Source organism: Lachnoanaerobaculum sanguinis (assembly GCF_033242365.1).
In the GTDB taxonomy this organism is placed as follows: domain Bacteria; phylum Bacillota; class Clostridia; order Lachnospirales; family Lachnospiraceae; genus Lachnoanaerobaculum; species Lachnoanaerobaculum sanguinis.
The window spans coordinates 98,092-121,096 of record NZ_BTHK01000008.1 but is presented as its reverse complement, the minus strand read 5'-3'; the positions used below and the strand labels follow the sequence as shown (position 1 = coordinate 121,096).

The window sequence follows — 23,005 nt, the reverse complement described above, 5'->3', positions numbered from 1 at the left end:
AATTACTTCGTATGCAACAGTAATGCAACAAATATATCGATGATATGTATAGGACATTTTCAGAGAAATCTGGGAATGTCCTTTCGTGTTATATTCGATTAATTGCATCTACTAACTCATTAATATCAAAGTGGGTATATACTTTTCTGTAAGTGTCATGGCTCCGGAGTGCCCCACAATCTTCTTGATAATTGTTTGATCTACACCAGCTTCTGCCAACATGGACACGCATGTGTGTCTACAACAATGTGGTGTTCGATTAATCTTTAACTGTTCCATTAATGGATGGAAGTAGCTGTCATAATAGTTTCTGTAAGTGAAATGCTTTCTGTCTTCCTTATGAAGCAGATATTCACAGTCAGGACAGGATTAGTACCAACTTTTGTAGAATGACAGAACCTTATCTGCAATAGGTACTTTTCGGATGCCGTTTTCTGTTTTACTGCTGATTACATCAAAGTATTGTTCATCGAGGTGAACATGTTCCTTTTTCAAATCAAGCAATTCTGAGATTCTGACTCCGTTGTAGAGAAGCATCAGAACAATCTGATAATACTTATCATCTTTCTGTTCCCAGATTCTCTCAATTTCATCCTTCTCAAATTTGTTTCTGTCATACTTATTCGGGTTGCGGTCTTTGTACTGTGCTACATCCACAAAACTTGAATAATCTTTGTTGCAAATATCGTTTTTCAAGGCGTAATCGTAAAGCTGATTGAAAAGCACTTTGATTTTCCTGAGAGTAGGATAATTCTTACCACAGGTATCAATGACATTTTGTAAATCCACCAATCGAATATCCTTAAAAACTTTGTTATAGAGGGTGACGCAGACTTTATAGGATGCGGTATATCCTTTGACATTGGATTCGGATACAGTAGGATACTTACGCTTGGACCATTCTTCATATACATCAGAGAAGGTCATCTTGGTAGCTTTGGTATCGAATGGATTATTGTTGTACTCTGCAAGCATCTGTAAGCCTTCAGCTCTAGTAGCAGCGTATCCAATTGTAATCATATCCTGAACCTGTTTGTCTTTTTCCTTATCATAGTGCCAGCCTGTTGTCTTTCTGACCTGATAAGGCTTTCTTCTTTTCCCGGAAAGTTTTACAACGTTTCCGTATCCGTTGGGTAACTTCATAAGCACCATTCCTTTCGCTTTGGATTCAGCAAGCTGATAGCAAAACAGAGTAGTTGCTAATCCTCGTGGATTGTTTTTGTTACACTTGGGCGTATGGCTTTCCAAATTTCATAATTATCTTCTGTCTGACTTCCGGATCAAAGTAATTCCTTCATTGCCTGTCAGTCTTTTAAAAATTGTACAAGCTTCTTGTTGTCAAAAAATATTCCTGGCTCGCCATCTGCCTCTTTAATTGATACATTGAATACTTCATCAATGGCAAAGAGGAGAGGGAGTACATCGCTATCAGCCTGAATGTCGAACTCAACCAATGAGTTTACATTGACATTAAGTGCTTCTGCGATTTTTCTAAGTTGTTCAGGTTTTGGAATATTCTTGCCTAATTCATACTTGCGGATGGCAACTTCGTGGATGCCACACGCTTCTCCAAGTTCTTTTTGAGATAATCCTCGAAATGTAAGGATTATCTTAATTTTTTTTACCTGTATTCATCTTACCAACCTCCTGTAAAGTCAATCTAACATATCAAAAATGAATTATTAACATTGTTATTAATACTATTGGTAGGGCAAACAAATCTCTGTATAATGCAGAATACAAACAGAGAAAGAAATGCTCTATACGCAGGAGTTTGTAGAAATGCCAGAGGTACAATACAAGGTTGATTTACCAGCTTTTACAGGACGGAATGTACCAATAAAAAAAATTGCACAGGCAATGGGGAAGGATGCACAGTATGTAAGTGTTGAACTTCAACAGGGAATTTTCAAATTTGGCACCGCAATTAAAGTAGGTAACTCAAATGAGTTCAGCTACTATTGTCCAGATAAGAAGGTAAGGGAAGAGACAGGTTACTTCAGAGATGTATCGGAAGCGGTATAGATTAGGTTAGGAAAGGATGTGGTCACGATGGATAGATATATCAGTATGGGAGGTAGCTAATATACACCGACGAAGTTTACTTCTTGTCGGTGTAACCCTCGGAGAGCGGGAAATCTGATTTAAGAAGGAAGGAGAGGTGCCTATGGGTAATGTTTCTTACTCAGCACACATTAGCAATGGAAAGAGTGCCATAACAAGTAAGAGTAAATTGCTTGGAGTAGCAAAACACAATTTGCGAAAGTATAAATCGCCGGAATACAGTTCCGATAATATTTTACTTTTGAGAGGAACGGAAGATTTGTATCAGGATGTGAAGAATGTCTATCATCAGGAATTTGATGAAGTGGTACAACAATATAATCAAAAGCAAAAGCGGGCTGACAGACGGATAGAGGATTACTTTGAGCATGTAGCCAATTTGGAATCAGGATATGGCAGTCGAGATTATTTTCAATGCGGAGATAAGAAATCCTGGGAAGAACATACGGATAAAAAGGAAAAGATGTACAAAGTGTATGCTTATTTGTTATCCACAATGGAAAGACTTCTTCCAAATTTCAAGGTGGAAAATGCGGTAATACACTTTGACAAAGCAAGTCCTCATATGCATGTGGTAGGAGTTCCTGTATGGAAAGGAGCTAAAAAGGGGCTGACAAAGAAGGTATCCAAGCGTAATGTATTCACGCCGGAAAGTTTATCTGTAATATTACAGGATAAATTAAGGGAAGAAGCATGTTCGTGTTTCAGGTTCAATGTTAAGGAAGAACTTGCTGAGAAAAAGCAGGAATTGAATCATGATTTGTCGATTATGGAATATAAGGTTGCTAATGAAACAGAGCATTTGAAAAATTTATAAAGGGAAGTTGTGGATGTAGATAATGAATTATTTGTATCCAAACTTGCTTACCGTCAGGTGCAGCGTGAGAGTGAAGATGAGCTTAGAGAAATCAAACAAGAGATTTCTGAAAAGCAAAGTGAAAATTTGAAACTGGATTATGCGATTTCTTATAAGAGGGATAAGTTGGAAGAATACGAGGATGAGATCTCCAAGTGGGAACAGTTTAAGAATACACTGGCAATGCTTAAAGAGTATATTTCAGCATATCTTCCTCTGTCGCCGCTAATTGAAGAATTTGCAAATTGTGTAGAGCATAAGAAGGATATTGAAGCTGGAAACAGTTTTAGAGGTCTATTAAATGCATTGGGGCAGTTTCTTAGAGCATTTAAGGAATTGATTGTTGATAGTGTGTGCTGGTTTCCGAGGCTTATGCGATGGAAAACGAGTAAAGGAGATGTTGCACCGGCATTTTTAGACTATAAGAATGAAGGTTATGATTACCGATTGAAAGCATATATGAATGTTGTAACAAAAGAAAAGTACAGCATTGACAGCATTCAGGAAAATTTAGGCTGGAGAACCGAATTGGTACGCTGGAACAGTTGGAACAAGGGATTGTGGCAGCGGAAGAGATGATGCGAGAGGTGGAGCGGACGAGGATGAGGGGAAGGCGATAATTATCCGGACGTTATTTGGTAGAGGGGCAAATAGTATCTGGTTTGTGTTTGCTCAAAGAGATTATAGATTTGAATGGCAATAGGTTCTGATGGCAACGAAGGCTTGAGAATGTTAGAAATTTCAGGAAGAGCAGGTAATAGAATAGCAACCATAAAGTTATTTTTACAAGACTTTATGGTTGCTGTTATTAGTAAATTCCAATTGCTTCTAAAGGAAGTCTATCAAAATAGTATGGACATCCTAAATAGTCCATATAGTCATAGTAGTCCTTATATTTAGTGGAATTAAACCATTCAGAAGATAATAAATATATGTATACAATATTGTATTTAATAGGAGCTAAGAGCTTTTGGTATTCATATATTTTGAAAGGAAAGGTGGCTAATTTTTCGTCTACAGAACCACTTGTACTTTGAAATTTTTTTTCAATAATATATACTGTATGATTTAATTCGTTGATAAAGGCTTCATCAGGTTCCCATCTTTTAGAATTAATAAGACGATAATCAATTCCATTTTCACGTAAAAACACAGTTGAAAATTCAGCTTTGTTTATAGAATGACCGATAAGTTGACCATTGAAATATACATCATAATAATCTCTGATTTCAAAGTCTGCGTTTCGCAGGGCTTCATTCAAGGATGTTGTTTGTTCGAAATGCAATCCATTTCTGTTGGTTCTAGAACCACCACCATATCTGTTTGGGTTTCTTGGCATAGATTATACCTCCTTAAAAAATTCCGTTATTTCAACATCAAGTACGTTTGCAATCTGGTTTAATACAGAAATAGATAAACTCTTAGTACATCCAGCTGCTTCAATCTTAGAAAGATAGCTGATGCTAATCTGTGAGCGCTCTGCAAGCTGTACCTGTGTTAATTTTGCTTTTTCTCTATATAATTTGATATTTATACCAATGATGTTATATAGGTCAGTATCATTCATATATTGCATGTGACACCTCTTTCACTATTTGTGAGCATTATCTCATGGGATAGGAAAAATATAAATTCACTTATAGTGAAAGAAAAGAGCGGTGGATATTTGATAAGATGTGAGTTAGAATAAGAGAAAAACATAGAAGAGGAGGCATGACTTATAAGTTTACAACCAAATAATTTTCAGCTTGAACCAACGACGGTCTGGTCGTTTCCGGACAGAGGGAGTTGGGCAACGCATTCAGGCAAGTATCGAGGAAATTGGTCGCCATATGTGCCGAGAAATCTGATACTTCGCTATTCAAAACCAGGAGACTGGGTTCTGGATCAATTTATGGGCAGTGGAACAACACTTGTTGAAGCAAAATTGCTAAATCGAAATGCGATTGGTGTAGATATCAATCCGCAGTCAGTTTCAATTTCTGAAACAAATTTACAATTCCAATGTGAAACAAAATCAAAAATCCATACGAGATGTGCAAATGCTACAGATTTAAGCTTTATCAAAGATTCGCATATTGATTTTATTTGTACGCATCCGCCCTATGCAAATATTATCAAGTACAGTAAAAATGTCGACGGGGATATATCGTTATTGACAGTCGAAGATTTTTTAAAGGAAATGACTGTTGTAGCACAGGAAGCTTATCGTGTATTAAGAAAGGGTAAGGCGTGTGCTGTAATGATAGGGGATATGCGAAGATATGGAAAGGTAGTACCATTAGGATTCTGGGTAATGGAATGCTTTATAAGTGTAGGTTTTGTGTCAAAAGAGATAATAATTAAAGAGCAACATAACTGCCGTTCTACGAATTATTGGGAAAAACAGAACAATAACTTTCTTTTGCTAGCGCATGAATATATCTTTGTTTTTCAAAAGTGATTAATTCACAAAGAGTGAAAGTTCGGGTTGTCAATTTTCTCTTTTCACCTTATAATAAAAAGAGGTTTTTTGTTCGTTTATTGAACATAGAGAAGAGGAAGCTGAATGAGTAATTCAAGTATCGCGCCGTTTGTGAAATGGGCAGGGGGAAAACGCCAGTTACTACCACAGATAAAGGAGCGTATGCCAAAACAATATAAAAACTATTTTGAGCCATTTGTAGGTGGTGGCGCAGTAACATTTGAATTGCTACCTGCAAATGCTCTGATAAACGATATTAACAAAGCATTAATCAACACATATAAGCAAATTCGAACTGCGCCAGATGCATTTCTAAAAGAAGTAAATAGACTTGACGAGGAAATGTGGGAGGACGGTAAGGAATATTATTATTTTCTTAGAGAACATTATAATGACAAGCTTATGAGAGCAGAGTTTGATGTGGAATTGGCTGCATTGTTTGTGTTTATCAATAAGCATTGCTTTAATGGATTGTACCGTGTGAATGGTAAAGGCCTATTCAACGTTCCTTATAACAATAGCAGAAGGGCATCTGTTGATGAGAAGATTATCATGGAGACTTCGGAATATCTTCAGGGTGTAACGATTATTGAGGGTGACTTTGAGGCAGCATGTAAGGGTGCAGGAAAAGGAGATTTTGTATTTATAGATAGTCCGTATGCACCATTAAATCCAACTTCTTTTGAGTCTTACACAAAAGAGGGATTTGATATTGAAAGCCATAAGAGATTAGCAAAGTTGTTTGATGAATTAACTGCCAGAGGTTGCTATTGTATGCTCACGAATCACAATACAGATTTGATAAATGAGTTGTATGGGAACAAAGGCTACAAGATAGATGTAGTAAGTGTAAAGCGTATGATTAATTCGGATGCAAGTAATAGAGTCGGTGAAGAAGTAATTATATGCAATTATTAGAGGAGTCGAGATTATGGAGAACTTATTTACAAAGAAAGTGCCATTATATTTCGAGACAGAAGAATCGCAATTGGTGTTGGGCGATTCTTTCAAAATTCTGACAAAAATGAAACCGGAATCTGTGGATATGATATTTGCGGATCCACCATATTTTTTAAGTAATGATGGTATTACCTGCCAAGGTGGGAAAATGGTTTCAGTAAATAAAGGCTCATGGGATAAACTTTCGGATAGTGGAACCAGCGTCGATGAAAAGCACAAGTTTAACAGAAAGTGGATTAAGTTATGTAAGAAGGTACTAAAGCCGAACGGCACAATTTGGATATCAGGAACATTACACAATATATATTCGATTGGTATGGCACTGGAGCAGGAAGGCTTCAAGATAATTAACAACATAACTTGGCAAAAAACAAATCCACCGCCAAACTTAGCATGTCGATGCTTCACACATTCTACGGAAACCATTTTATGGGCAAAGAAGAATGATAAGAAGTCTCGGCATTTTTTTGATTATCAGAAAATGAAAGAAGAAAATGGCGGCAAGCAGATGAAGGATGTGTGGACTGGAGCATTGACAAAGCCTTCAGAAAAGAAAGAAGGTAAGCATCCGACACAGAAACCGGAATATTTGCTGGAAAGAATCGTGTTAGCTTCTACTGAAGAAAAACAAGTTATCTTGGATCCTTTTTGCGGTTCAGGTACTACTGGAGTGGAGGCGTTGAGATTAGGTAGAAAGTTTATTGGGATAGATGTAAGTGAAGAATACTTACAGATAAGCAAAAGAAGATTGGAGAAGGTAGCAAATGGCAAGTAGAGATTTTGATGAGTGGCTGAGCAAGTTCAGACCGAGTATATCAAGTTATGATTACTATATTGACTTTGATAAGGTTGTCAGAAATGTAGAAGAAATCAAGGTGGAATTAAATATTTTAAATTCTTTAATTGGCTCAAAAAACATAGAAGAAGATTTTGAGAGAATCGTGACAAAATATCAGGAAACATTGCAATCTGTACCGTTGCTTCTCGCAGTGCGCGGTTATGAAATCTATGCGCAGGATGAAGAAGGTGCGTTCCTATATAATTTCAAAAAGATGAATTATAGTGTGGAGCAGTATAAGGTATTTATGCGTAAGACCGGATTGTTTGATATGATTGCAAATCACTTGGTAAATAATCTTGTAGATTACGCTTTGGGCATCGAAACTGGATTGGATTCCAATGGTCGCAAGAATCGCGGGGGACATCAGATGGAAGATTTGGTGGAGAAGTACATACAGGAAGCAGGGTTTGAGAAGGATGTTAATTTCTTTAAGGAAATGTATCTTAAGGATATTGAAGAAAAGTGGGGAATTGATTTATCGGCACTTTCTAATCAGGGTAAAGCTGCGAAGAGATTTGATTTTGTAATCAAGACGGATAAACAGATTTATGGTATTGAAACAAACTTTTATGGTGGCGGTGGTTCAAAATTAAATGAAACTGCAAGAAGTTATAAAATGCTTTCACAGGAAGCAGATACCATAGATGGATTTATCTTTGTGTGGTTTACAGATGGAATTGGCTGGAAGAGCGCTAGAGGGAATTTGAGAGAAACGTTTGATGTAATGGAACATATTTACAGTATTGATGATATGGAAAGTGCAATTTTAGATAAATGTTTTTTATAGGGAACAAAAAATTAAAGTTTGACAAAAAATAACAAAAGGTAAGTGAGTTAGAATGATAAAAATAGAAAAGATAAAAATAGAGCGTTTTAGATCAATTAATTGTATTGAAATGTCAATTGATCAAGAAAATAACCTTATTGCAATATGTGGAAAAAATAATGTGGGTAAAACCAACGCATTGAGGGCAATAAATATATTTTTTAATCCAGGACAATATGATAAAGCGATTGATATGACAACACTTAAGCAGGCTACAGGAGGTGGTACAACTCATCCCAAAATTAGTATCACGTTTTATGATGATAAAAGTGAATTTTATTTTGAAATAGTGAGAGATATTAATTTGTATGAGAACGGTAAAGAGAGCTTTAGTGGAAAGAAATATCAGAAAGGTGGAGCAGGCAAAAGGAAGATTAATCCAACAGTTCTTACTGATGACGAGATAAAAGTCATTATAAATAAATTTGAATTTGTTTATGTAGAATCTATTAATGTGATTTTGCCAGAAATAATCAGTGACATTACGGAAGATGTTATTACTGCAGAATATGATAAAGCAAAGTTTTCTAGCAATAAAAAACAATTAAAAGAATCTTACGATTCGTACATTGATGGGTTGACGGAAATTTTGGGTGCATTTGCAAATGATATATCGGGTACGTTTAGAGAATTTCAACCTGCTTGGAGCGTAAGATTTGATGTTCCGAAAAATTCAGATTCATTCAGAGAGCTTATTTCTAATGATGTCAGCTTACAATTGGATGATAGCGGAAGTATAGGAATTGAGGATAAAGGTGCTGGGCTTCAGAGATTAGCGGCTATTCTATTGCAGTTTGAATTATTGATGAGAAGAAGGAAAAAAAATAAGATTAATATAGTTTGTATAGATGAACCAGATGCGTATATTCATGAGGGACTGCAACGGAAATTGAAAGATTTTCTCGAAGATAGAACAAATAATTCACAAATATTGTTAACAACTCATTCTAAAGTTTTCTTGAATCAATATAGCATGAAAAATGTTTTTTTATTCGATGCTAAGTATAGAATGCAATATTCAGCGAGAAGAAAGAGGGATATTAACGTTGTAGAAACATATTTAGTAGATATAAATACTGAAGATGGACATAAGAAAATATGCGAACATCTTGGGATCGAAACAATTACATGTGACCCATTGAAAAAACATAATTTAATTGTTGAAGGTGGTTGCGATGAAAAATACATTTCAGAATTGGGTAAATTTTTTGGGTTGAAATTACCATACATAATATCAGCAAATGGAGCGGACAATATATTTAAGTACCTAGAATTCTATGATTCATATTATAAAGACCTAGAAGAGAGACCGTATGTTAAAGTGCTTTTGGATAATGATGAAAAAGGGCGAGAAGTATTTAATAATATTAAAGAGAGTAAATATAGAAACATACAAGTTGAAAAAATAATGTTGAAAAACTTTAGGGGGACAGAGTTTGTGAATGACAAAAAATATCTGAATAATGAAATTGAAGATTTGATGTACCCTGAGATTATGATTGATTTAATAAATGTTATTTTAACAAGAAAAAATTTGAATAGAATAAGACAAGAAGAGGCATGCAATAAGATTAAAGCTCCTGCATTTGAAAAAAAGGGAGTTTTGTATTTGTGCGAAAATGAAAAGAATGAAGAAAATTTGGAAAAAGGAACAGAAATTACATTATATCCTTCTAGCGATGCGGGAATAAAAAAGAGTATTGCAGAACAGTTTAACTTGGAGGTAAATCTTAGACTTATTGAGAAGGTGGTTGAATGTGATAGAGCGTATCCTGCCGTTCGCGAATTTATTACAGGATTATTAGACTATCAGGAAAGTATATAGATAATAAGTTGAGAAGTATAGTTGTCTTGGGGAGTATAGGGCTGTGCTCCGTAAGTAATAGGTATGCAACACTAATTTTTACAAACCCTGTATTTCTGGGCTTTTCAAGATATCAAAACGTTAATTTTTGTTCTCAAAGAGATAATTATATATCGCAATATTACAGGGGATGTGAAAAAACTCAATCGAGTTTTTTCACATCCCCTTTTGAAGAAAAACCTTGATGCTTCAATTAGCTAGGGAGTCAATATGATGAAATTAGCAAAATATAAGGCATGCATATGTGAAGGCTCTGCAGAAGAAGCATATGATCAATTTAAACGTTCAGGGAAAAAGCCAAGTGAATTTTGTAAATCAAGTCTTAGGATGCATGATGTAAAATCGTATAATTTTGTGAAGAAGTACTTTAGTGATCCTCAGATATTGGTAAAAGCTATAAGAGAGTACCGTAGAACAGCAAATATTCATAATGGAGAATATGTATTGTCTGATTTACTTAGATGAGTTTGGAGTGATTTTGAAAAATTTACAATAGCGGTACAGAGCGTGCATTAAGTATAATAAAAGAGAAGAACCGGTATCTGTGTTAAATGGGATATTCAATACAGTCCGGTTCAGGCAAATAATAAATTAAAAAAGTTTATTCTACCGTAACAGACTTTGCCAGATTTCTCGGCTTATCAGGGTCTAATCCTTTTAAGAGGCTGACCTGATAGGATAAGAATTGTAATGGAATTACCAAAAGGCTTCCGGCAAAGAGAGGATGGGTTTTCGGTACACTAAGTATTTGAGCAAAGTCATCTTCCTCGACTGAAATATCTTCCATAGTGAGAGCAAAGCATTTTGCCCCACGACTTTTTACCTCGTGAATATTTGAAATACTTTTTCCGGCGAGTTCCTCTTGGGAAAGAAGAGCAATTACAGGACTGTCCTTTTCTATTAAGCTGATGGTACCGTGCTTTAACTCACCGCTGCTGTAGCTTTCACAGTGAATATAGCTGATTTCTTTAAGCTTTAAAGCTCCTTCCATGGAGATGGCCCAGTCAAGACCTCTTCCAAGGAAGAAAATATTGTCTGAGTCCTTAAGCTTCTTTGCCATAGGTAGGATTTCACTATCCAGGGAAAGACTTTGTTGAATCTTACCCGGGAGACTGAAAAGTTCATCTCTAAGGTTTCGAGCTTCTTCATCTTTAATTTTACCCTTTGCTTTAGCTAAAAGCAGGGAGAAAATATAGCCGGCAACAAGCTGACAGCTATATGCCTTTGTAGTGGCGACTGCAATTTCAGGTCCTGCCTGTGTATAAAAGACAAAGTCGGATTCTACGGCAATTGCAGATCCCTTGACATTTACAATGGAAAGAGTTTTTGCTCCCAATTTCTTTGCTTCTTTTACTGCAGCCAAAGTATCCGCAGTCTCTCCTGACTGGCTTATACTGATAACCAGTTCGCCGTCTTCTAAAATCGGATGATTGTAGCGAAACTCACTTGCAAGCTCCACCTGTACCGGAACTCTTGCCAGGCTTTCACAAACAGACTTTAATAAATAGCCTACGTGGTATGCAGATCCACATGCAATTATTCTGACTCTTCTAATATCCTTAAAGTCTCTTTCACTCATAGAGAAGGCTTCATAGGAAAAGTCATCATTTTCTTTACCGCAGGCATAAAGCAGAGTATCTTTTACAGCCTGTGGTTGCTCAAAGATTTCCTTTTCCATAAAATGTAGATATTCTCCTTTATGGATTCGGCTTTGATCAAGGTCGGCTATAGTGGAAGAGCGTTTTACCTCTTCCTTATTTTTGTTATAAATATGTATTTCATTTTCGGAAAGGCTTAAAATCTCCTTGTTTTCCAAGACATATATTTCATTTGTATAGTCCAAAAATGCGGAAATATCTGAAGCAATATAAAAAGAATTTTCCCCTTTTCCTACAATCAGAGGACTGTCCTTTCTCATTGCATAAAGAGTATTTGCATCATCTCTGAACATAATTGCAAAGGCGTAAGAACCTTTCAACTCTTTTTGCACTAAGAAGAGAGTCTTTAAAATATTCTTTTCTTTCAAGTAAAAATATTCAATCAGGTTTACAGCAACCTCGGTATCGGTTTCCGAGTAGAAACTGTATCCTTTGTCTTGTAAAAAGTTCTTTAAATCTGTAAAATTTTCAATAATACCGTTATGAACCAGCACAACTTCTTTATTCATAGATAAGTGTGGATGAGAATTTTTTTCATCAGCCTTACCATGAGTTGCCCAACGTGTGTGCCCGATTCCCATAGAGCAGGGAAACTCACATTCCCCCGAAGCTGCAACCTTTTTTTTCAATTCTTCCAATTTACCTACAGATTTTACCACAGTAAAAGGATTAGAATATAGGGCTATTCCGGCAGAATCATAGCCTCTGTATTCAAGACGCGAAAGACCGGACAGTAGAATATCCTTTGTATTCCCCTGCCCAACAAAACCAACAATACCGCACATCGTATTTTTCTCCTATTTAATTGTTTATTGTGCGAAGAAAGCTTTTGTTACGATCTTGATTTCGCTTTTTTTCTTTCTCTTACGATGCACTACTCCGAAACAGCATCCGCCGAATCTTTCGATAACTGTTTACCTCGTCAGCTAGGGGAATCCCCGAAGCCCTGGCGCTAATTTTCCCTCATTCCTCAGTAAAGAAAAATTTGTGTTATGATAACATATGAAAAAGAAATTTGGAATGCTTTTTTGCAAAAATTAAAAAAATTATATAAAATATGGTAGAATAATCATATGTAAATACGTAAATAGGAGGGTAAGTATGAGCGTCAGATTATTATTTATAGGATTAATGGTATTCTTAGGAGTTTGCTTTACTGCTATAGCACTCTGGCTTAGAAGCAGCTTGAAGAAAAGTTCAGTATACGGTATGAGTGGAGCGGCAAATAATCAAACCGATACAAGTAAAATGAAAATCGGTGAGATATTTTTATATATTTTAAGTATAGTTATTACGGTACTTATAGTGCTGAAGTTAATGAGCATTATGGGCTCAGGGGCTGCGGCTCTTGGTGGAATGATTATAGCAATACCTGTTAGATCTTTTTTTAATGCAAGAAAGCGTACATATAATGCTATATTTTCTCTTGCAGTATTGGCATTATTGTTTGTCTTTTTATGCTTCGGATATATTCTTATAGGTTTACCGGTAAAGCCCCCTGTAATGACTGTAGGAGGGATGAAAGTAACACTTAGTAAGACAAGTGTTGAAGACCTTTTAGACGGGGGATTTGATATATATATCATGAATGATGAGAATACATACGAATACAGTGAAATGCTGACAAGCGGTTCTTATACCAAGTATGATAGAAATCAGAGTCTTACTGTAGAAAGGGGATATAGAAGTACCGGAGAGACTCTAAGGGGAGCACCATATTTATTAGTTAAAGATGGTACACTTATAGGTGCAATAGATTTGTACGGAAGTCTTGATAAAGATGTGAATATAACAGATTCGAAGGTTGTGAATTTCTATATGGATGAGGACTGTGAGAATGCAGTGAAAAATGCCGGTATAGATATTAAGCTTGAAGATCTGGATCTGTTAGATACTTTTGATACAGATAATGTAAAAAATATTTTTAAAAAGAAACTTTGGCTAATACCGAATGAATCCGAGCCTACAGACTCTGTATATGGAATATCATGGCGTACCAACAGTGATTCTATATTCTGGAATGAGTATTATGCCTATATACGAATTGATGAAAATAAGAATATGAGAAATTTTATAGTTTCAACAAGCGTTGCGAAGGACAAACCTGAAAAGTAAAATTATACGTTTAAGAGCGAGAGAATATTTGCGTTTTTTTCCTATTTAGGATATATTATTGTATGTACAAATTAATTTATCAAGTATAGGAGATACAGATGGAATTAAAGCAGGAACTTATAATTGTTTTGGACTTTGGAGGTCAGTACAATCAATTAGTTGCAAGAAGAGTAAGAGAGAACAATGTTTATTGTGAGATTTATTCATATAAAACCCCTTTAGAAGATATCAAGAAGAAAAATCCGAAGGGAATCATACTTACAGGAGGACCGGACAGTTGCTATCTGCCTGATTCAGCTACATATTCAAAAGAGCTTTTTGAACTTGGAGTTCCTGTACTTGGACTATGTTACGGTGCACAGCTTATGCAGCATATGCTTGGCGGAAAGGTAGAGAGAGCAAGTGTAAGAGAATACGGTAAAATAAAGCTTACAGTTGATAAGGCTGACAGTGCATTGTTTGAGAATGTGCCTAAGGAAAGCATTGTGTGGATGAGCCATACAGACTATATAAGTAAAATTGGTGAAGGATTTGAGATTACATCACATAGTGATGACTGTCCTGTAGCTTCATATGAGAATACAGCAAAGAATCTCTATGGAATTCAGTTCCATCCTGAGGTTTTGCATTCAGAGTATGGACATGTAATGCTTGGAAACTTTATAAAGAATGTCTGCAAATGTGAATGTAACTGGAAAATGGATGCCTTTGTGGAAAACAGTATAAAGGCAATCAAAGAAAAGGTAGGCAACGGTAAGGTACTTTGTGCACTTTCAGGCGGTGTTGACTCATCAGTTGCTGCGGTAATGCTCAGCAAGGCGGTAGGTGAAAACCTTACCTGTGTATTTGTAGACCATGGACTTCTCAGAAAGAATGAAGGCGATGAGGTTGAGGCTGTATTCGGACCGAACGGCAATTATAAGCTGAACTTCATCAGAGTAAATGCAGCGGAAAGATTCTACTCAAAACTTGCAGGTGTAAGCGAGCCTGAAAAGAAGCGTAAGATAATAGGTGAGGAATTTATCAGAGTCTTTGAAGAAGAGGCGAAAAAAATCGGTAAGGTAGATTTCTTGGTACAGGGAACAATTTACCCTGATGTTGTAGAATCGGGACTTGGTGGAGAGAGTGTAGTAATCAAGTCACATCACAATGTAGGAGGACTTCCGGACTATGTTGATTTCAAGGAAATCATAGAGCCGCTTAGAGATCTTTTCAAGGATGAGGTAAGAAAGGCGGGACTTGAGCTTGGTATACCGAAGCATCTTGTGTTCCGTCAGCCGTTCCCGGGACCGGGGCTTGGAATCAGAATTATCGGTGAAGTTACAGCCGAGAAGGTAAAGATAGTTCAGGATGCTGACGCTATATACCGTGAGGAGATAGATAAGGCAGGACTTTCACAGGAAATCAACCAGTACTTTGCAGCTCTTACAAATATGAGAAGCGTAGGAGTAATGGGCGATTACAGAACTTATGACTATGCCATAGCACTTCGTGCAGTTAAGACAATAGACTTTATGACAGCAGAGGCTGCAAGACTCCCTTGGGAAGTACTTGAAAAGGTAACCAACAGGATTATCAATGAGGTAGACCATGTAAACAGGGTACTCTATGATATCACCAGCAAGCCACCGGGTACTATTGAGCTTGAATAATTTGAAATGCTTTAAGAATCCAGTATTTAGGCGGGCTTGCGGCACTTCAAGAAGTCTTTTGATAACAATTTGATAACGGTTGCATGAGAGTCATTATTCTTGTAATCCAGTGGTTTTCGGGTTAGAGAATGATTGACAGGTGGTTGTGCAACAAATAAATCCATATTATTTAGAAAGCCCTTAGCTGTGGGTAAAAAACTCATAGCTAAGGGCTTTTTTGGCGTTATTCAAGACCAGCTGTATTTAATTTCCATAGATTATTGTATAGAAAGCGATGTATTTCTTCATCATCGGCATACCATTCTTTATCATACCTGCTGTCTGACCAAGATGTTTTGCCTATTTCGCGAATATGCAACCGACCGTCTTTAATCGTGTAAATACGTTCATATTCTGAATTTCTCGAATCGTATGATGAACGAGTGCTGAATCCATCGTTTTGGAGTAATAGTTGCGTTCTGACACCCTTTGTTAATCGCATATTGATTAATCCTCCTTTGGTTTTGTGGTTGTAGAGTGAATAAAAATATCGCTAAGTGCCTGTGATGGGACTTTTGCCCATGTTTGCGTGGTATCAAATTCCGGGTAATGGTAACGCCACTTATCGTATTTGTCCTTGCTGATTTCTTCAGAAGATAGTTTGTCAGTCTGTTCTTTCCAGGCATACAGCATTTTCCGAAGTTCGTGAGCGTCCTTGCCTTTGGAAGTATCGACTTTCAGACAGATTTCTCCGTCTGCTGATTCACTGACCGTCAGACCGTATAAATCTTCAAGGGTAAATAAAGTGTGCATCAGTCCGATATAGCTGTCAATGTCAGGCACATCGAGGGCATGAGGGGAAACATCAAGAGCCTGTGCCAGTGCAGCGGTAAGTTCCGCCTTTGGTTTTCTTGTCCCTGTTTCGTATTGTGCTAAACGTACATCGGCACTTCGCTCAGGAAAGCCGACAATCGTACCAAGATATTTTTGTGTCATCCCACGCAGAATGCGGAAAAAATGTATTCTCTCTCCAATCGCCATAACGTGTCCACTCCTTGTATGTATTTTACAATGAGTATAGCAGATATATTTAAGAGAAGTCAAGATAATACAAAACAAAAAAGTTTAATATTTTCCGAAAAGCCACTTGACACAAACAAATATGCTTAGTATAATAAACTCAAAATTAAGCAAATAAGTTTAATAAAAATAAAATGACTGTCCGAATAGTATAAACCGCCAAGACCTTGCCAGACAGCAAGCGAGCGCCTGACATATTACGATATATCAGGACAGCACAGTGCCGAACAGGGAATACCTGCTGGAACTTTATTCGGATAGAGCGGCGATAAAAAACGAAAGAAAGGACTGATTATATGAAAAACAGATTTATTTGTGCCGAAGAAGTGGCACAGGAACTAAGCGTATCAAAGCCGTATGCCTATAAGCTAATCCGTCAGTTGAATGAGGAACTGAAGGCAAAAGGCTTTATTACCATTTCAGGACGGGTAAACCGCCAATATTTCTATGAAAGACTCTACGGAGCAGGAAGGGAGGAAGAATAATGCCGGTATTCAAAAACGAGAATAATGGAACATGGTATGTGATGGCGAGATATGTAAACTGGAAAGGCGAACGTAAGCAGAAATGCAAGCGTGGCTTTGTTACCAAGAAAGGAGCACAGGAATGGGAGCGAATGTTCCAGTTACAGAACTCCTCTGATATGGATATGAGTTTTGAAGCCTTTACTGAACTGTATATCCGGGACATGAAAAGCCGTCTGAAAGAGAACACATGGCTGACAAAGGAGCATATCATCCGTACGAAGATCTTACCTTATTTCGGCAAGCTGAAAATTAGTGAAATTTCCACGAAAGAGGTTATCGCATGGCAGAATGAGATGCTTGCCTATCGGGACGAGAAGAAAAAGCCATACTCACAGACCTATCTGAAAACACTGCATAATCAGTTATCCGCTATTTTCAATCATGCGGTGCGGTATTATGAACCGCGTTCCAATCCTGCCGCTAAAGCGGGAAATATGGGAAGTGAGGAACACAAGGAAATGCTGTTCTGGACGAAAGAAGAATACAAGAAATTCTCATTTGAGATGATGGACAAGCCTGTTTCCTTTTACGCTTTTGAATTGCTCTATTGGTGCGGTATCCGTGAGGGAGAATTGCTGGCACTGACTGCCGATGACTTTGATTTTGAGAAAGAAACGGTCAGAATCAACAAGTCCTATCAGTGATTACACGGCGAAGATGTGATTACCACACCGAAAACAAAGAAAAGCAACCGCATCATCAAAATACCGAAGTTCCTTTGTGAAGAAATGCAGGAATATTTGCAGATGCTTTACGGATTGAAGAAGAAAGAACGAATCTTTACGGTCACAAAAAGTTATCTCCATCACGAGATGGACAGAGGTGCGAAAGCCGCAGGAGTAAAGAGAATCCGTATCCATGATTTACGGCACAGCCACATCAGTTTGCTGATTGATATGGGATTTTCAGCGGTGGCGATTGCAGACCGTGTAGGGCATGAAAGCATTGACATCACTTATCAGTACGCTCATCTGTTCCCGTCAAAGCAGACGGAAATGGCAGATAGATTAGATGATTTAGGGAAAGGAGAGATTGAAAATGTCAGCTAAGAACAGAGACAACAAAAATCGTTGGAGAAACATCACAGTAGGGTTTCGGGTATCGCCCGAAGAAAATGAACTTATTAACAAGGCAGTTGCCTTATCGGGACTGCCGAAGCAGGAATACTGCTACCGCCGTTGTCTGAATCAAGATGTAGTGGTGCAGGGCAATCCGAGAGTATTTAAGGCACTCAAAACGGAAATTGCCGCTGTCCTCGCAGAACTAAAGCGGATTGAAGCAGGAAACCGTGTGGATGAAGAACTGCTGAATGTCATTGAACTAATCGCTGTTATTCTGGGCGGTCTGAAAGGAGAGAACGAGGATGGAAAATAAAAAAGAAAAGACTGCTCCGGATGTATCTGTTGGCGCAGATACGGAGCAGCCGATTTCAAAAAAACCTACAAGTAGTATATCCGAGAATGGTGGAAATATCAAGACTTTTGAGGAATTGCAGAGAGAAATGCAGTTGCGATCGGACCCATCCTATCTCCAGACAATTTCCATGAATGAGCTGTTTGACACACAGTATCGGAGTAAGCAGCCGTTGATTGACGGTCTGCTCTACCCCGGCACTTATATCTTTGCAGGTTCGCCCAAACTGGGAAAGAGCTTTCTGATGGCATAGCTTGCCAACCATGTCAGCACAGGCACACCGCTTTGGAATTATACCACCCGAAAAGGAACGGTTCTGTATCTGGCACTTAAGGACGATTACCGCCACCTGCAGGAGCGTCAGTACCGGATGTTCGGGACAGATCTTTACTTTACAATAATATTTGTTGATGTATAATCGAGAAGAAAGAAACAAATCGAAATTTGTGAGTTTTTGAATTCAACACAAAATCCTCTTTGTGTTGTTCAATTTTCCTCCCGTTGATAATATCATAGAGTCATCAAATAAAGGAGGCAATGAGCCATGAATACAGATAAAATTTATGCAGAACAGCTCGTTAACGAGTATGCACCAAAAGACACCTCAAAGGTTGTCGCACTTCGCAAACTGGATACGAAAGCAAAACTTCCAGCTATCATTTTCGCCTATACATTTGGAATTATCGCTACTTTGGTGACAGGTATAGGGATGTGTTTTTCTATGAATGTAATTGGCAATGGAACGAGTACAATGTTTGTGCTTGGTGTGATTATTGGAATTATCGGGTTAATGGGAATGGGAATTAACTATCCTGTTTACAGGAAAATGCTGGCAAAAGGAAAACAAAAGTATGCTTTTGAAATCATGGAACTGGCAAAAGAAATCAGCGAGAAATAAGCTGTGGAACAGACAAAGATGATTTTTAAGAAGGTGTTGCAGCCGAACAGATGGATTTTACTTTGTATGCCGCCAATGTCATTTGCCGCACTTGTTTTCATCTTTGAAATCCAAAATACCAAAAGTACGCTGGCATATCTGGTTTACTGTATGTTGGCGTATTCTCTTATAATATGGATTTCAGCACTTCCCAAAATGATAAAGAGGATGAAATCGGATATCAGGAACAGTAAAATCATGCAAAAAGCGACTGCTTCTAAAATTGTGGGACGTTATCTGACGGACACTGCTTTTCGCGGTAGTATCAATATTTATCAGGGGATGACAGTCAATTTTTTTATGTGGTGTTCCGTGTTATTGCAGGAATCCGCTATGCTTCAGTGTGGTTTATATCTATGGCGGTGTATTATCTGGTGCTGGGAATTCTGCGGCTGTATCTGATCTACAGTTATCGTCATCGAAGTCCGGAGTTGGAAAGTCGCTGTTACCGTAGAACGGCATGGATGTTGTTTTTATTAAACATTCCGATGGGCGGCATGATTGTTTTGATGGTTCGGACAAACTCCGGCTTTTCTTATCCAGGATATATCATTTATCTGTCGGCGTTTTACACATTTTATACGATGGTAATATCTGTTCTGAACCTTGTGAAATTCCGTAAATTAGGCAGTCCTATTTTGTCTGCGGCAAAGGTGCTGAATTTTATAGCAGCCATGATGTCAATTCTTGGATTGCAGACGGTAATGATCTCACGTTTTTCTGAAAATGGAGAAGCATATAGAAAAATGATGAACACTATTACAGGTGGATTTGTCTATGGTATTGTTATAGTGATTGCAATTACTATGTTGCTACATAGTAAAAAATCGCAAAAGAAGGAGGAAAGTATTGAACAAATCGGAAAGTAAGTATTTTGCAACTGCTGTGAGAATGGATGAAGCATTTTTGAGACTTCTGGAGAAAAAGGATTTTGATTATATTACAGTAAAAGAATTGAGTGAAACGGCAGGTGTCAACCGATCCACCTTTTATCTACATTATGAAACAATCGCAGATTTGCTCTCGGAAAGTGCCCAGTATATGAATGAACAATTTCTGACTTATATGAACAGGAATACAGAAACATTTGTCACAAAAATGAAAGAGTGTCCATTGGATGAATTATATCTTGTTACACAAGAGTATCTGACACCATATCTTAATTATATCAAAGAGCACCAACGATTATTTCGCACTGCAATGGAACACTATGTTATATTAGGAATGGATAGAAGCTATGAACGAATGTTTTGCCATGTATTTATACCGATACTGGAACGGTATGGAGTACCGAAAAAGGACAGGCATTATATCATGGCATTTTACATTCATGGGATTATGGCGATTATTTCGGAATGGCTGAGAACGGATTGTGATGATTCCATTGAATATATAATAAAGGTGATTCAACAGTGTGTAAAACGACACAGAGAGGAAAATGAAAGTAGGTATTTATTTAGGAAAAGAGCATATAGAAATTCGAGAATTGCCGTTACCAGAGGTTGGAAAAGATGATGTGCTGATACAAAATCTCTATTCCAGCGTTTGTGGTACAGACGTTGCCGTGTTTTCACACGGTCCGAATACAGGGCATAAAGTTACTGTCGGCGGTGAGTTTGGACATGAGACAATATCCCGTGTGGTTAAAGTCGGAAAGAATATCACCGATTTTACCGTGGGAGAACGGATATATCCGTATCCTCGTTATGCGAAAGATGATACAAAACGAGCCGGGACCATTGGTAGATTTTCAGAATATATTCTTATTCCGAATGCCAGACGCAATTATTCGCTTTATACTGTTGATGAGCGTATCTCCGACAAGCTTGCAAGTCTGATAGAACCTTTTACTGTTGGCTGCCGTGCTGCTCGCAGAGGTATGATTCCTTTGGGAGAGGGAAAATATGTTTCAGGGCAAAATGCGGTAGTTTTTGGAAGTGGAACCATCGGCATTGCTGCTGCGGTTGCATTTAAATACTTTGGGATGAAGAAGGTCATGGTTTGCGATTTTTCCGATTTTCGGTTAAATCTGGCGAAAAAGCTGGGCTTTGAGATTTGTAATCCTGCAACAGAAGATTTCAGTAAAAGATCCAAAGAATATTTCGGTATTGCCATGTCTTTAAATGGTGCGACTGCCGACATTGACTGCTGGTTGGATGCCGCTGGTGCAGAAAACATATTAGATGATTTTCTACATCTCGGAAAAATTGAGAGCCGATTTGTCTCTGTCGCAGTAAACAATAAACCTCGCAATATCGACCTGCTTTACATGACCTATGCACAACAGAGTATTATTGGTTCTGGCGGCTATATGCCAGAGGATGTATGGGATGTACAAAAAATCATGGCAAGTGGAAAATGGGAGTTAGAGAGTATCATCACTCATGAGTTTCCATTGGATAAGCTGGAACAGGCAATCCGGACAGCAGGTGATGTAGAACACGCTGGAAATGTAGTTGTGAAAATGAAAAATTGAAGTAGTTCGATAACTTCAATTTTGTTGGGGTAGTGTAAAAAATATTTGTTTATTGTATTTTGCAATATGGTGTTGCTTTTCTAAGTAAACTCGTTTATAATCTAAACTGGAATATATTGCTATTATCCACAGTTACGGAGCAAGTGTTATCAACAGCGATAACAAACTGATAACATTAGCCCATATAGGCAGGATAATATGGATAAATCAAAAAATTGAAAGAAAAGCAAACACGGAAACAAATAATCACTAAACAAAATCGATTAGTAATTGTCGAGCTGGAGTAAATAAATAACGCCACAAATCCTTTAAATACATGGGTTTGTGGCGATTTTATGTATGGTTTTAGTACAAAATTAGTACAAATTAGAAGTTTTGGAAGGTGACTTATGAGTGATGTTATTCTTGAACAGTTAAAATCAGATGATAGGGAGCAATTTATATTAGATAATCAGGAAGCATTTAATTATGGTGCAATGGTGGAGTTTGGTCTTAGAGATAACAACTTTGAAGAAGATGGACAAATTATTTCAAGAAAGACAATTGAACGCTCTATTGAAGGCGGAAAGGCTTATCGTATCATTTACAATAATAAAAAAGTCGGTGGAATTGTAATAAATGTTAAGGGTGAAAAAGGTGAATTAGATTTGCTGTTTGTTGCTCCAAATGTTCACGGTAAGGGAATTGGATATGCAGCATGGCGTGAGATTGAAAAAATGTATCCTAAAGTAAAAATTTGGGAGACGGTAACCCCATATTTTGAACAACGCAATATTCATTTTTATGTTAACAGATGTGGATTTCACATTGTAGAGTTTTTTAATAAGCATCATCCCGATCCTAACGAAAAGGAAAGTATGGATGAAGAAATCGATTCACAATTTAGAGATGGGATGTTTAGATTTGAGAAGAAAATAGACTAGCATATGAACTATATGAAGCCGGAGAGCATATTCCACAGGTGGGAGAATATAGTATTATTCTCAACGGCTCGGGAGAGCCTGTGTGTATTACTCAAACAAAGGTGGTGTATATCATGCCTTATAACTTAATTACGCCGGAACATGCATGGCATGAAGGTGAAGGTGACAGAAGCTATCGGTATTGGAAAGAGGTTCACGACAAATTCATCTGTGAAGAATATAAATCGGTTGGCAAAATTTTTTATGAACAAGCACCTATGTTATGCGAAGCATTTGAAAAGATTTATTAAATAAATTCCCGGTTGTATAAATCATTGAATAGTATAAAACTTGAGGTGGCAAATTGTGACCTCAAGTGAAGACAATACTC

The 23,005-nt window shown here is 37.4% G+C and carries 25 protein-coding genes and 4 pseudogenes; 21 read left to right on the top strand and 8 right to left on the bottom strand.

Translation table 11 applies throughout. The features are described 5' to 3' along the window. Positions 1–111: 111 nt before the first annotated feature. The 3 genes and pseudogenes from SBH76_RS07215 to SBH76_RS13935 all read right to left on the bottom strand — a co-directional run. Positions 112–927: pseudogene (locus SBH76_RS07215) on the bottom strand (tyrosine-type recombinase/integrase). Between the two features lie 377 nt (positions 928–1,304). After that, complete coding sequence (locus SBH76_RS07210; protein ID WP_317977319.1) at positions 1,305–1,454, bottom strand: hypothetical protein; 150 nt, start codon at positions 1,452–1,454, stop codon at positions 1,305–1,307. Between the two features lie 18 nt (positions 1,455–1,472). Further along, a pseudogene (locus SBH76_RS13935) lies at positions 1,473–1,607 on the bottom strand (helix-turn-helix domain-containing protein); the annotation flags it as partial. 175 nt (positions 1,608–1,782) lie between these two features. Between SBH76_RS13935 and SBH76_RS07205 the strand changes: the two are divergent. From SBH76_RS07205 to SBH76_RS07195, 3 genes are all read left to right on the top strand, one after another. Continuing rightward, positions 1,783–2,025 carry a hypothetical protein gene (locus SBH76_RS07205; RefSeq protein WP_317977318.1) on the top strand — a complete coding sequence of 81 codons (243 nt, stop codon included), beginning with the start codon at positions 1,783–1,785 and terminating at the stop codon, positions 2,023–2,025. 142 nt (positions 2,026–2,167) lie between these two features. After that, positions 2,168–2,881, top strand: a complete 714-nt coding sequence (locus tag SBH76_RS07200) for a plasmid recombination protein (RefSeq protein ID WP_317977317.1) — start codon at positions 2,168–2,170, stop codon at positions 2,879–2,881. 9 nt (positions 2,882–2,890) lie between these two features. Further along, the gene (locus SBH76_RS07195; protein ID WP_317977316.1) at positions 2,891–3,499 is read left to right on the top strand and encodes a hypothetical protein; all 609 of its coding nucleotides are present in this window, start codon (positions 2,891–2,893) and stop codon (positions 3,497–3,499) included. Positions 3,500–3,728: 229 nt separating this feature from the next. Here the strand turns inward: SBH76_RS07195 and SBH76_RS07190 are convergent, their stop codons facing one another. Continuing rightward, on the bottom strand, positions 3,729–4,259 hold the full coding sequence (locus SBH76_RS07190) for a hypothetical protein (protein ID WP_317977315.1): 531 nt from the start codon (positions 4,257–4,259) through the stop codon (positions 3,729–3,731). Between the two features lie 3 nt (positions 4,260–4,262). Next, positions 4,263–4,487, bottom strand: coding sequence for a helix-turn-helix domain-containing protein (locus SBH76_RS07185; RefSeq protein ID WP_317977314.1), 225 nt, complete (start codon positions 4,485–4,487; stop codon positions 4,263–4,265). 153 nt (positions 4,488–4,640) lie between these two features. Between SBH76_RS07185 and SBH76_RS07180 the strand changes: the two genes are divergently transcribed. The 6 genes from SBH76_RS07180 to SBH76_RS07155 all read left to right on the top strand — a co-directional run bounded on the left by SBH76_RS07180 (position 4,641) and on the right by SBH76_RS07155 (position 10,340). After that, the gene (locus tag SBH76_RS07180; protein WP_317977328.1) at positions 4,641–5,363 is read left to right on the top strand and encodes a TRM11 family SAM-dependent methyltransferase; all 723 of its coding nucleotides are present in this window, start codon (positions 4,641–4,643) and stop codon (positions 5,361–5,363) included. Between the two features lie 105 nt (positions 5,364–5,468). Further along, positions 5,469–6,302 carry a DNA adenine methylase gene (locus SBH76_RS07175; protein ID WP_317977313.1) on the top strand — a complete coding sequence of 278 codons (834 nt, stop codon included), beginning with the start codon at positions 5,469–5,471 and terminating at the stop codon, positions 6,300–6,302. A gap of 13 nt (positions 6,303–6,315) precedes the next feature. Then, the gene (locus tag SBH76_RS07170; RefSeq protein ID WP_317977312.1) at positions 6,316–7,119 is read left to right on the top strand and encodes a DNA-methyltransferase; all 804 of its coding nucleotides are present in this window, start codon (positions 6,316–6,318) and stop codon (positions 7,117–7,119) included. Then, positions 7,109–7,972 carry a type II restriction endonuclease gene (locus SBH76_RS07165; protein ID WP_317977311.1) on the top strand — a complete coding sequence of 288 codons (864 nt, stop codon included), beginning with the start codon at positions 7,109–7,111 and terminating at the stop codon, positions 7,970–7,972. Before SBH76_RS07170 ends, SBH76_RS07165 begins: the two co-directional genes overlap by 11 nt. Positions 7,973–8,024: 52 nt before the next feature. Beyond that, entirely contained in the window at positions 8,025–9,836 is a 1,812-nt protein-coding gene (locus SBH76_RS07160) for an ATP-dependent nuclease (protein ID WP_317977310.1), read from the top strand. 249 nt (positions 9,837–10,085) lie between these two features. Further along, the gene (locus SBH76_RS07155) at positions 10,086–10,340 is read left to right on the top strand and encodes a hypothetical protein (RefSeq protein ID WP_317977309.1); all 255 of its coding nucleotides are present in this window, start codon (positions 10,086–10,088) and stop codon (positions 10,338–10,340) included. Positions 10,341–10,476: 136 nt separating this feature from the next. Here SBH76_RS07155 and glmS read toward each other — a convergent pair whose 3' ends face one another. Beyond that, on the bottom strand, positions 10,477–12,318 hold the full coding sequence (gene glmS, locus SBH76_RS07150) for a glutamine--fructose-6-phosphate transaminase (isomerizing) (protein ID WP_317977308.1): 1,842 nt from the start codon (positions 12,316–12,318) through the stop codon (positions 10,477–10,479). Between the two features lie 316 nt (positions 12,319–12,634). Between glmS and SBH76_RS07145 the strand changes: the two genes are divergently transcribed. Both SBH76_RS07145 and guaA read left to right on the top strand, forming a co-directional pair. Further along, positions 12,635–13,648 carry a hypothetical protein gene (locus SBH76_RS07145; RefSeq protein ID WP_317977307.1) on the top strand — a complete coding sequence of 338 codons (1,014 nt, stop codon included), beginning with the start codon at positions 12,635–12,637 and terminating at the stop codon, positions 13,646–13,648. A 98-nt stretch (positions 13,649–13,746) separates the two neighbouring features. Further along, a complete protein-coding gene (gene guaA / locus SBH76_RS07140) occupies positions 13,747–15,300 on the top strand; it encodes a glutamine-hydrolyzing GMP synthase (protein WP_317977306.1) in 1,554 nt (517 codons plus the stop codon). Between the two features lie 223 nt (positions 15,301–15,523). On the opposite strand, the gene SBH76_RS07135 is transcribed toward guaA, so the two are convergent. Then, positions 15,524–15,781: a hypothetical protein gene (locus SBH76_RS07135; protein WP_317977305.1), complete on the bottom strand. Its 258-nt coding sequence runs from the start codon at positions 15,779–15,781 to the stop codon at positions 15,524–15,526. Positions 15,782–15,786: 5 nt separating this feature from the next. After that, a complete protein-coding gene (locus tag SBH76_RS07130; RefSeq protein WP_317977304.1) occupies positions 15,787–16,320 on the bottom strand; it encodes a helix-turn-helix domain-containing protein in 534 nt (177 codons plus the stop codon). A gap of 335 nt (positions 16,321–16,655) precedes the next feature. On the opposite strand from SBH76_RS07130, the gene SBH76_RS07125 reads away from it, so the two are divergent. The 10 genes and pseudogenes from SBH76_RS07125 to SBH76_RS07080 all read left to right on the top strand — a co-directional run. Further along, positions 16,656–16,844: a LysR family transcriptional regulator gene (locus SBH76_RS07125; RefSeq protein WP_317977303.1), complete on the top strand. Its 189-nt coding sequence runs from the start codon at positions 16,656–16,658 to the stop codon at positions 16,842–16,844. Then, positions 16,844–17,935 (top strand): annotated as a pseudogene (locus tag SBH76_RS07120) (site-specific integrase). Before SBH76_RS07125 ends, SBH76_RS07120 begins: the two are co-directional and overlap by 1 nt. After that, positions 17,925–18,260, top strand: coding sequence for a plasmid mobilization protein (locus SBH76_RS07115; protein ID WP_317977302.1), 336 nt, complete (start codon positions 17,925–17,927; stop codon positions 18,258–18,260). Before SBH76_RS07120 ends, SBH76_RS07115 begins: the two are co-directional and overlap by 11 nt. Continuing rightward, entirely contained in the window at positions 18,250–18,552 is a 303-nt protein-coding gene (locus SBH76_RS07110; RefSeq protein ID WP_331678114.1) for a hypothetical protein, read from the top strand. Before SBH76_RS07115 ends, SBH76_RS07110 begins: the two co-directional genes overlap by 11 nt. 291 nt (positions 18,553–18,843) lie before the next feature. Beyond that, positions 18,844–19,197 carry a dihydropteridine reductase gene (locus SBH76_RS07105; protein ID WP_317977301.1) on the top strand — a complete coding sequence of 118 codons (354 nt, stop codon included), beginning with the start codon at positions 18,844–18,846 and terminating at the stop codon, positions 19,195–19,197. A gap of 344 nt (positions 19,198–19,541) precedes the next feature. Then, the gene (locus SBH76_RS07100; protein WP_317977300.1) at positions 19,542–20,105 is read left to right on the top strand and encodes a hypothetical protein; all 564 of its coding nucleotides are present in this window, start codon (positions 19,542–19,544) and stop codon (positions 20,103–20,105) included. Next, positions 20,086–20,751 (top strand): TetR/AcrR family transcriptional regulator, encoded by a 666-nt coding sequence (locus tag SBH76_RS07095; RefSeq protein ID WP_317977299.1) that lies wholly within the window; start codon positions 20,086–20,088, stop codon positions 20,749–20,751. Before SBH76_RS07100 ends, SBH76_RS07095 begins: the two co-directional genes overlap by 20 nt. Further along, positions 20,675–21,712: a zinc-dependent alcohol dehydrogenase gene (locus SBH76_RS07090; protein ID WP_317977298.1), complete on the top strand. Its 1,038-nt coding sequence runs from the start codon at positions 20,675–20,677 to the stop codon at positions 21,710–21,712. Before SBH76_RS07095 ends, SBH76_RS07090 begins: the two co-directional genes overlap by 77 nt. Positions 21,713–22,101: 389 nt before the next feature. Next, on the top strand, positions 22,102–22,635 hold the full coding sequence (locus tag SBH76_RS07085) for a GNAT family N-acetyltransferase (protein ID WP_317977297.1): 534 nt from the start codon (positions 22,102–22,104) through the stop codon (positions 22,633–22,635). 11 nt (positions 22,636–22,646) lie between these two features. Then, a pseudogene (locus SBH76_RS07080) lies at positions 22,647–22,925 on the top strand (ASCH domain-containing protein); the annotation flags it as partial. Positions 22,926–23,005: the final 80 nt, after the last annotated feature.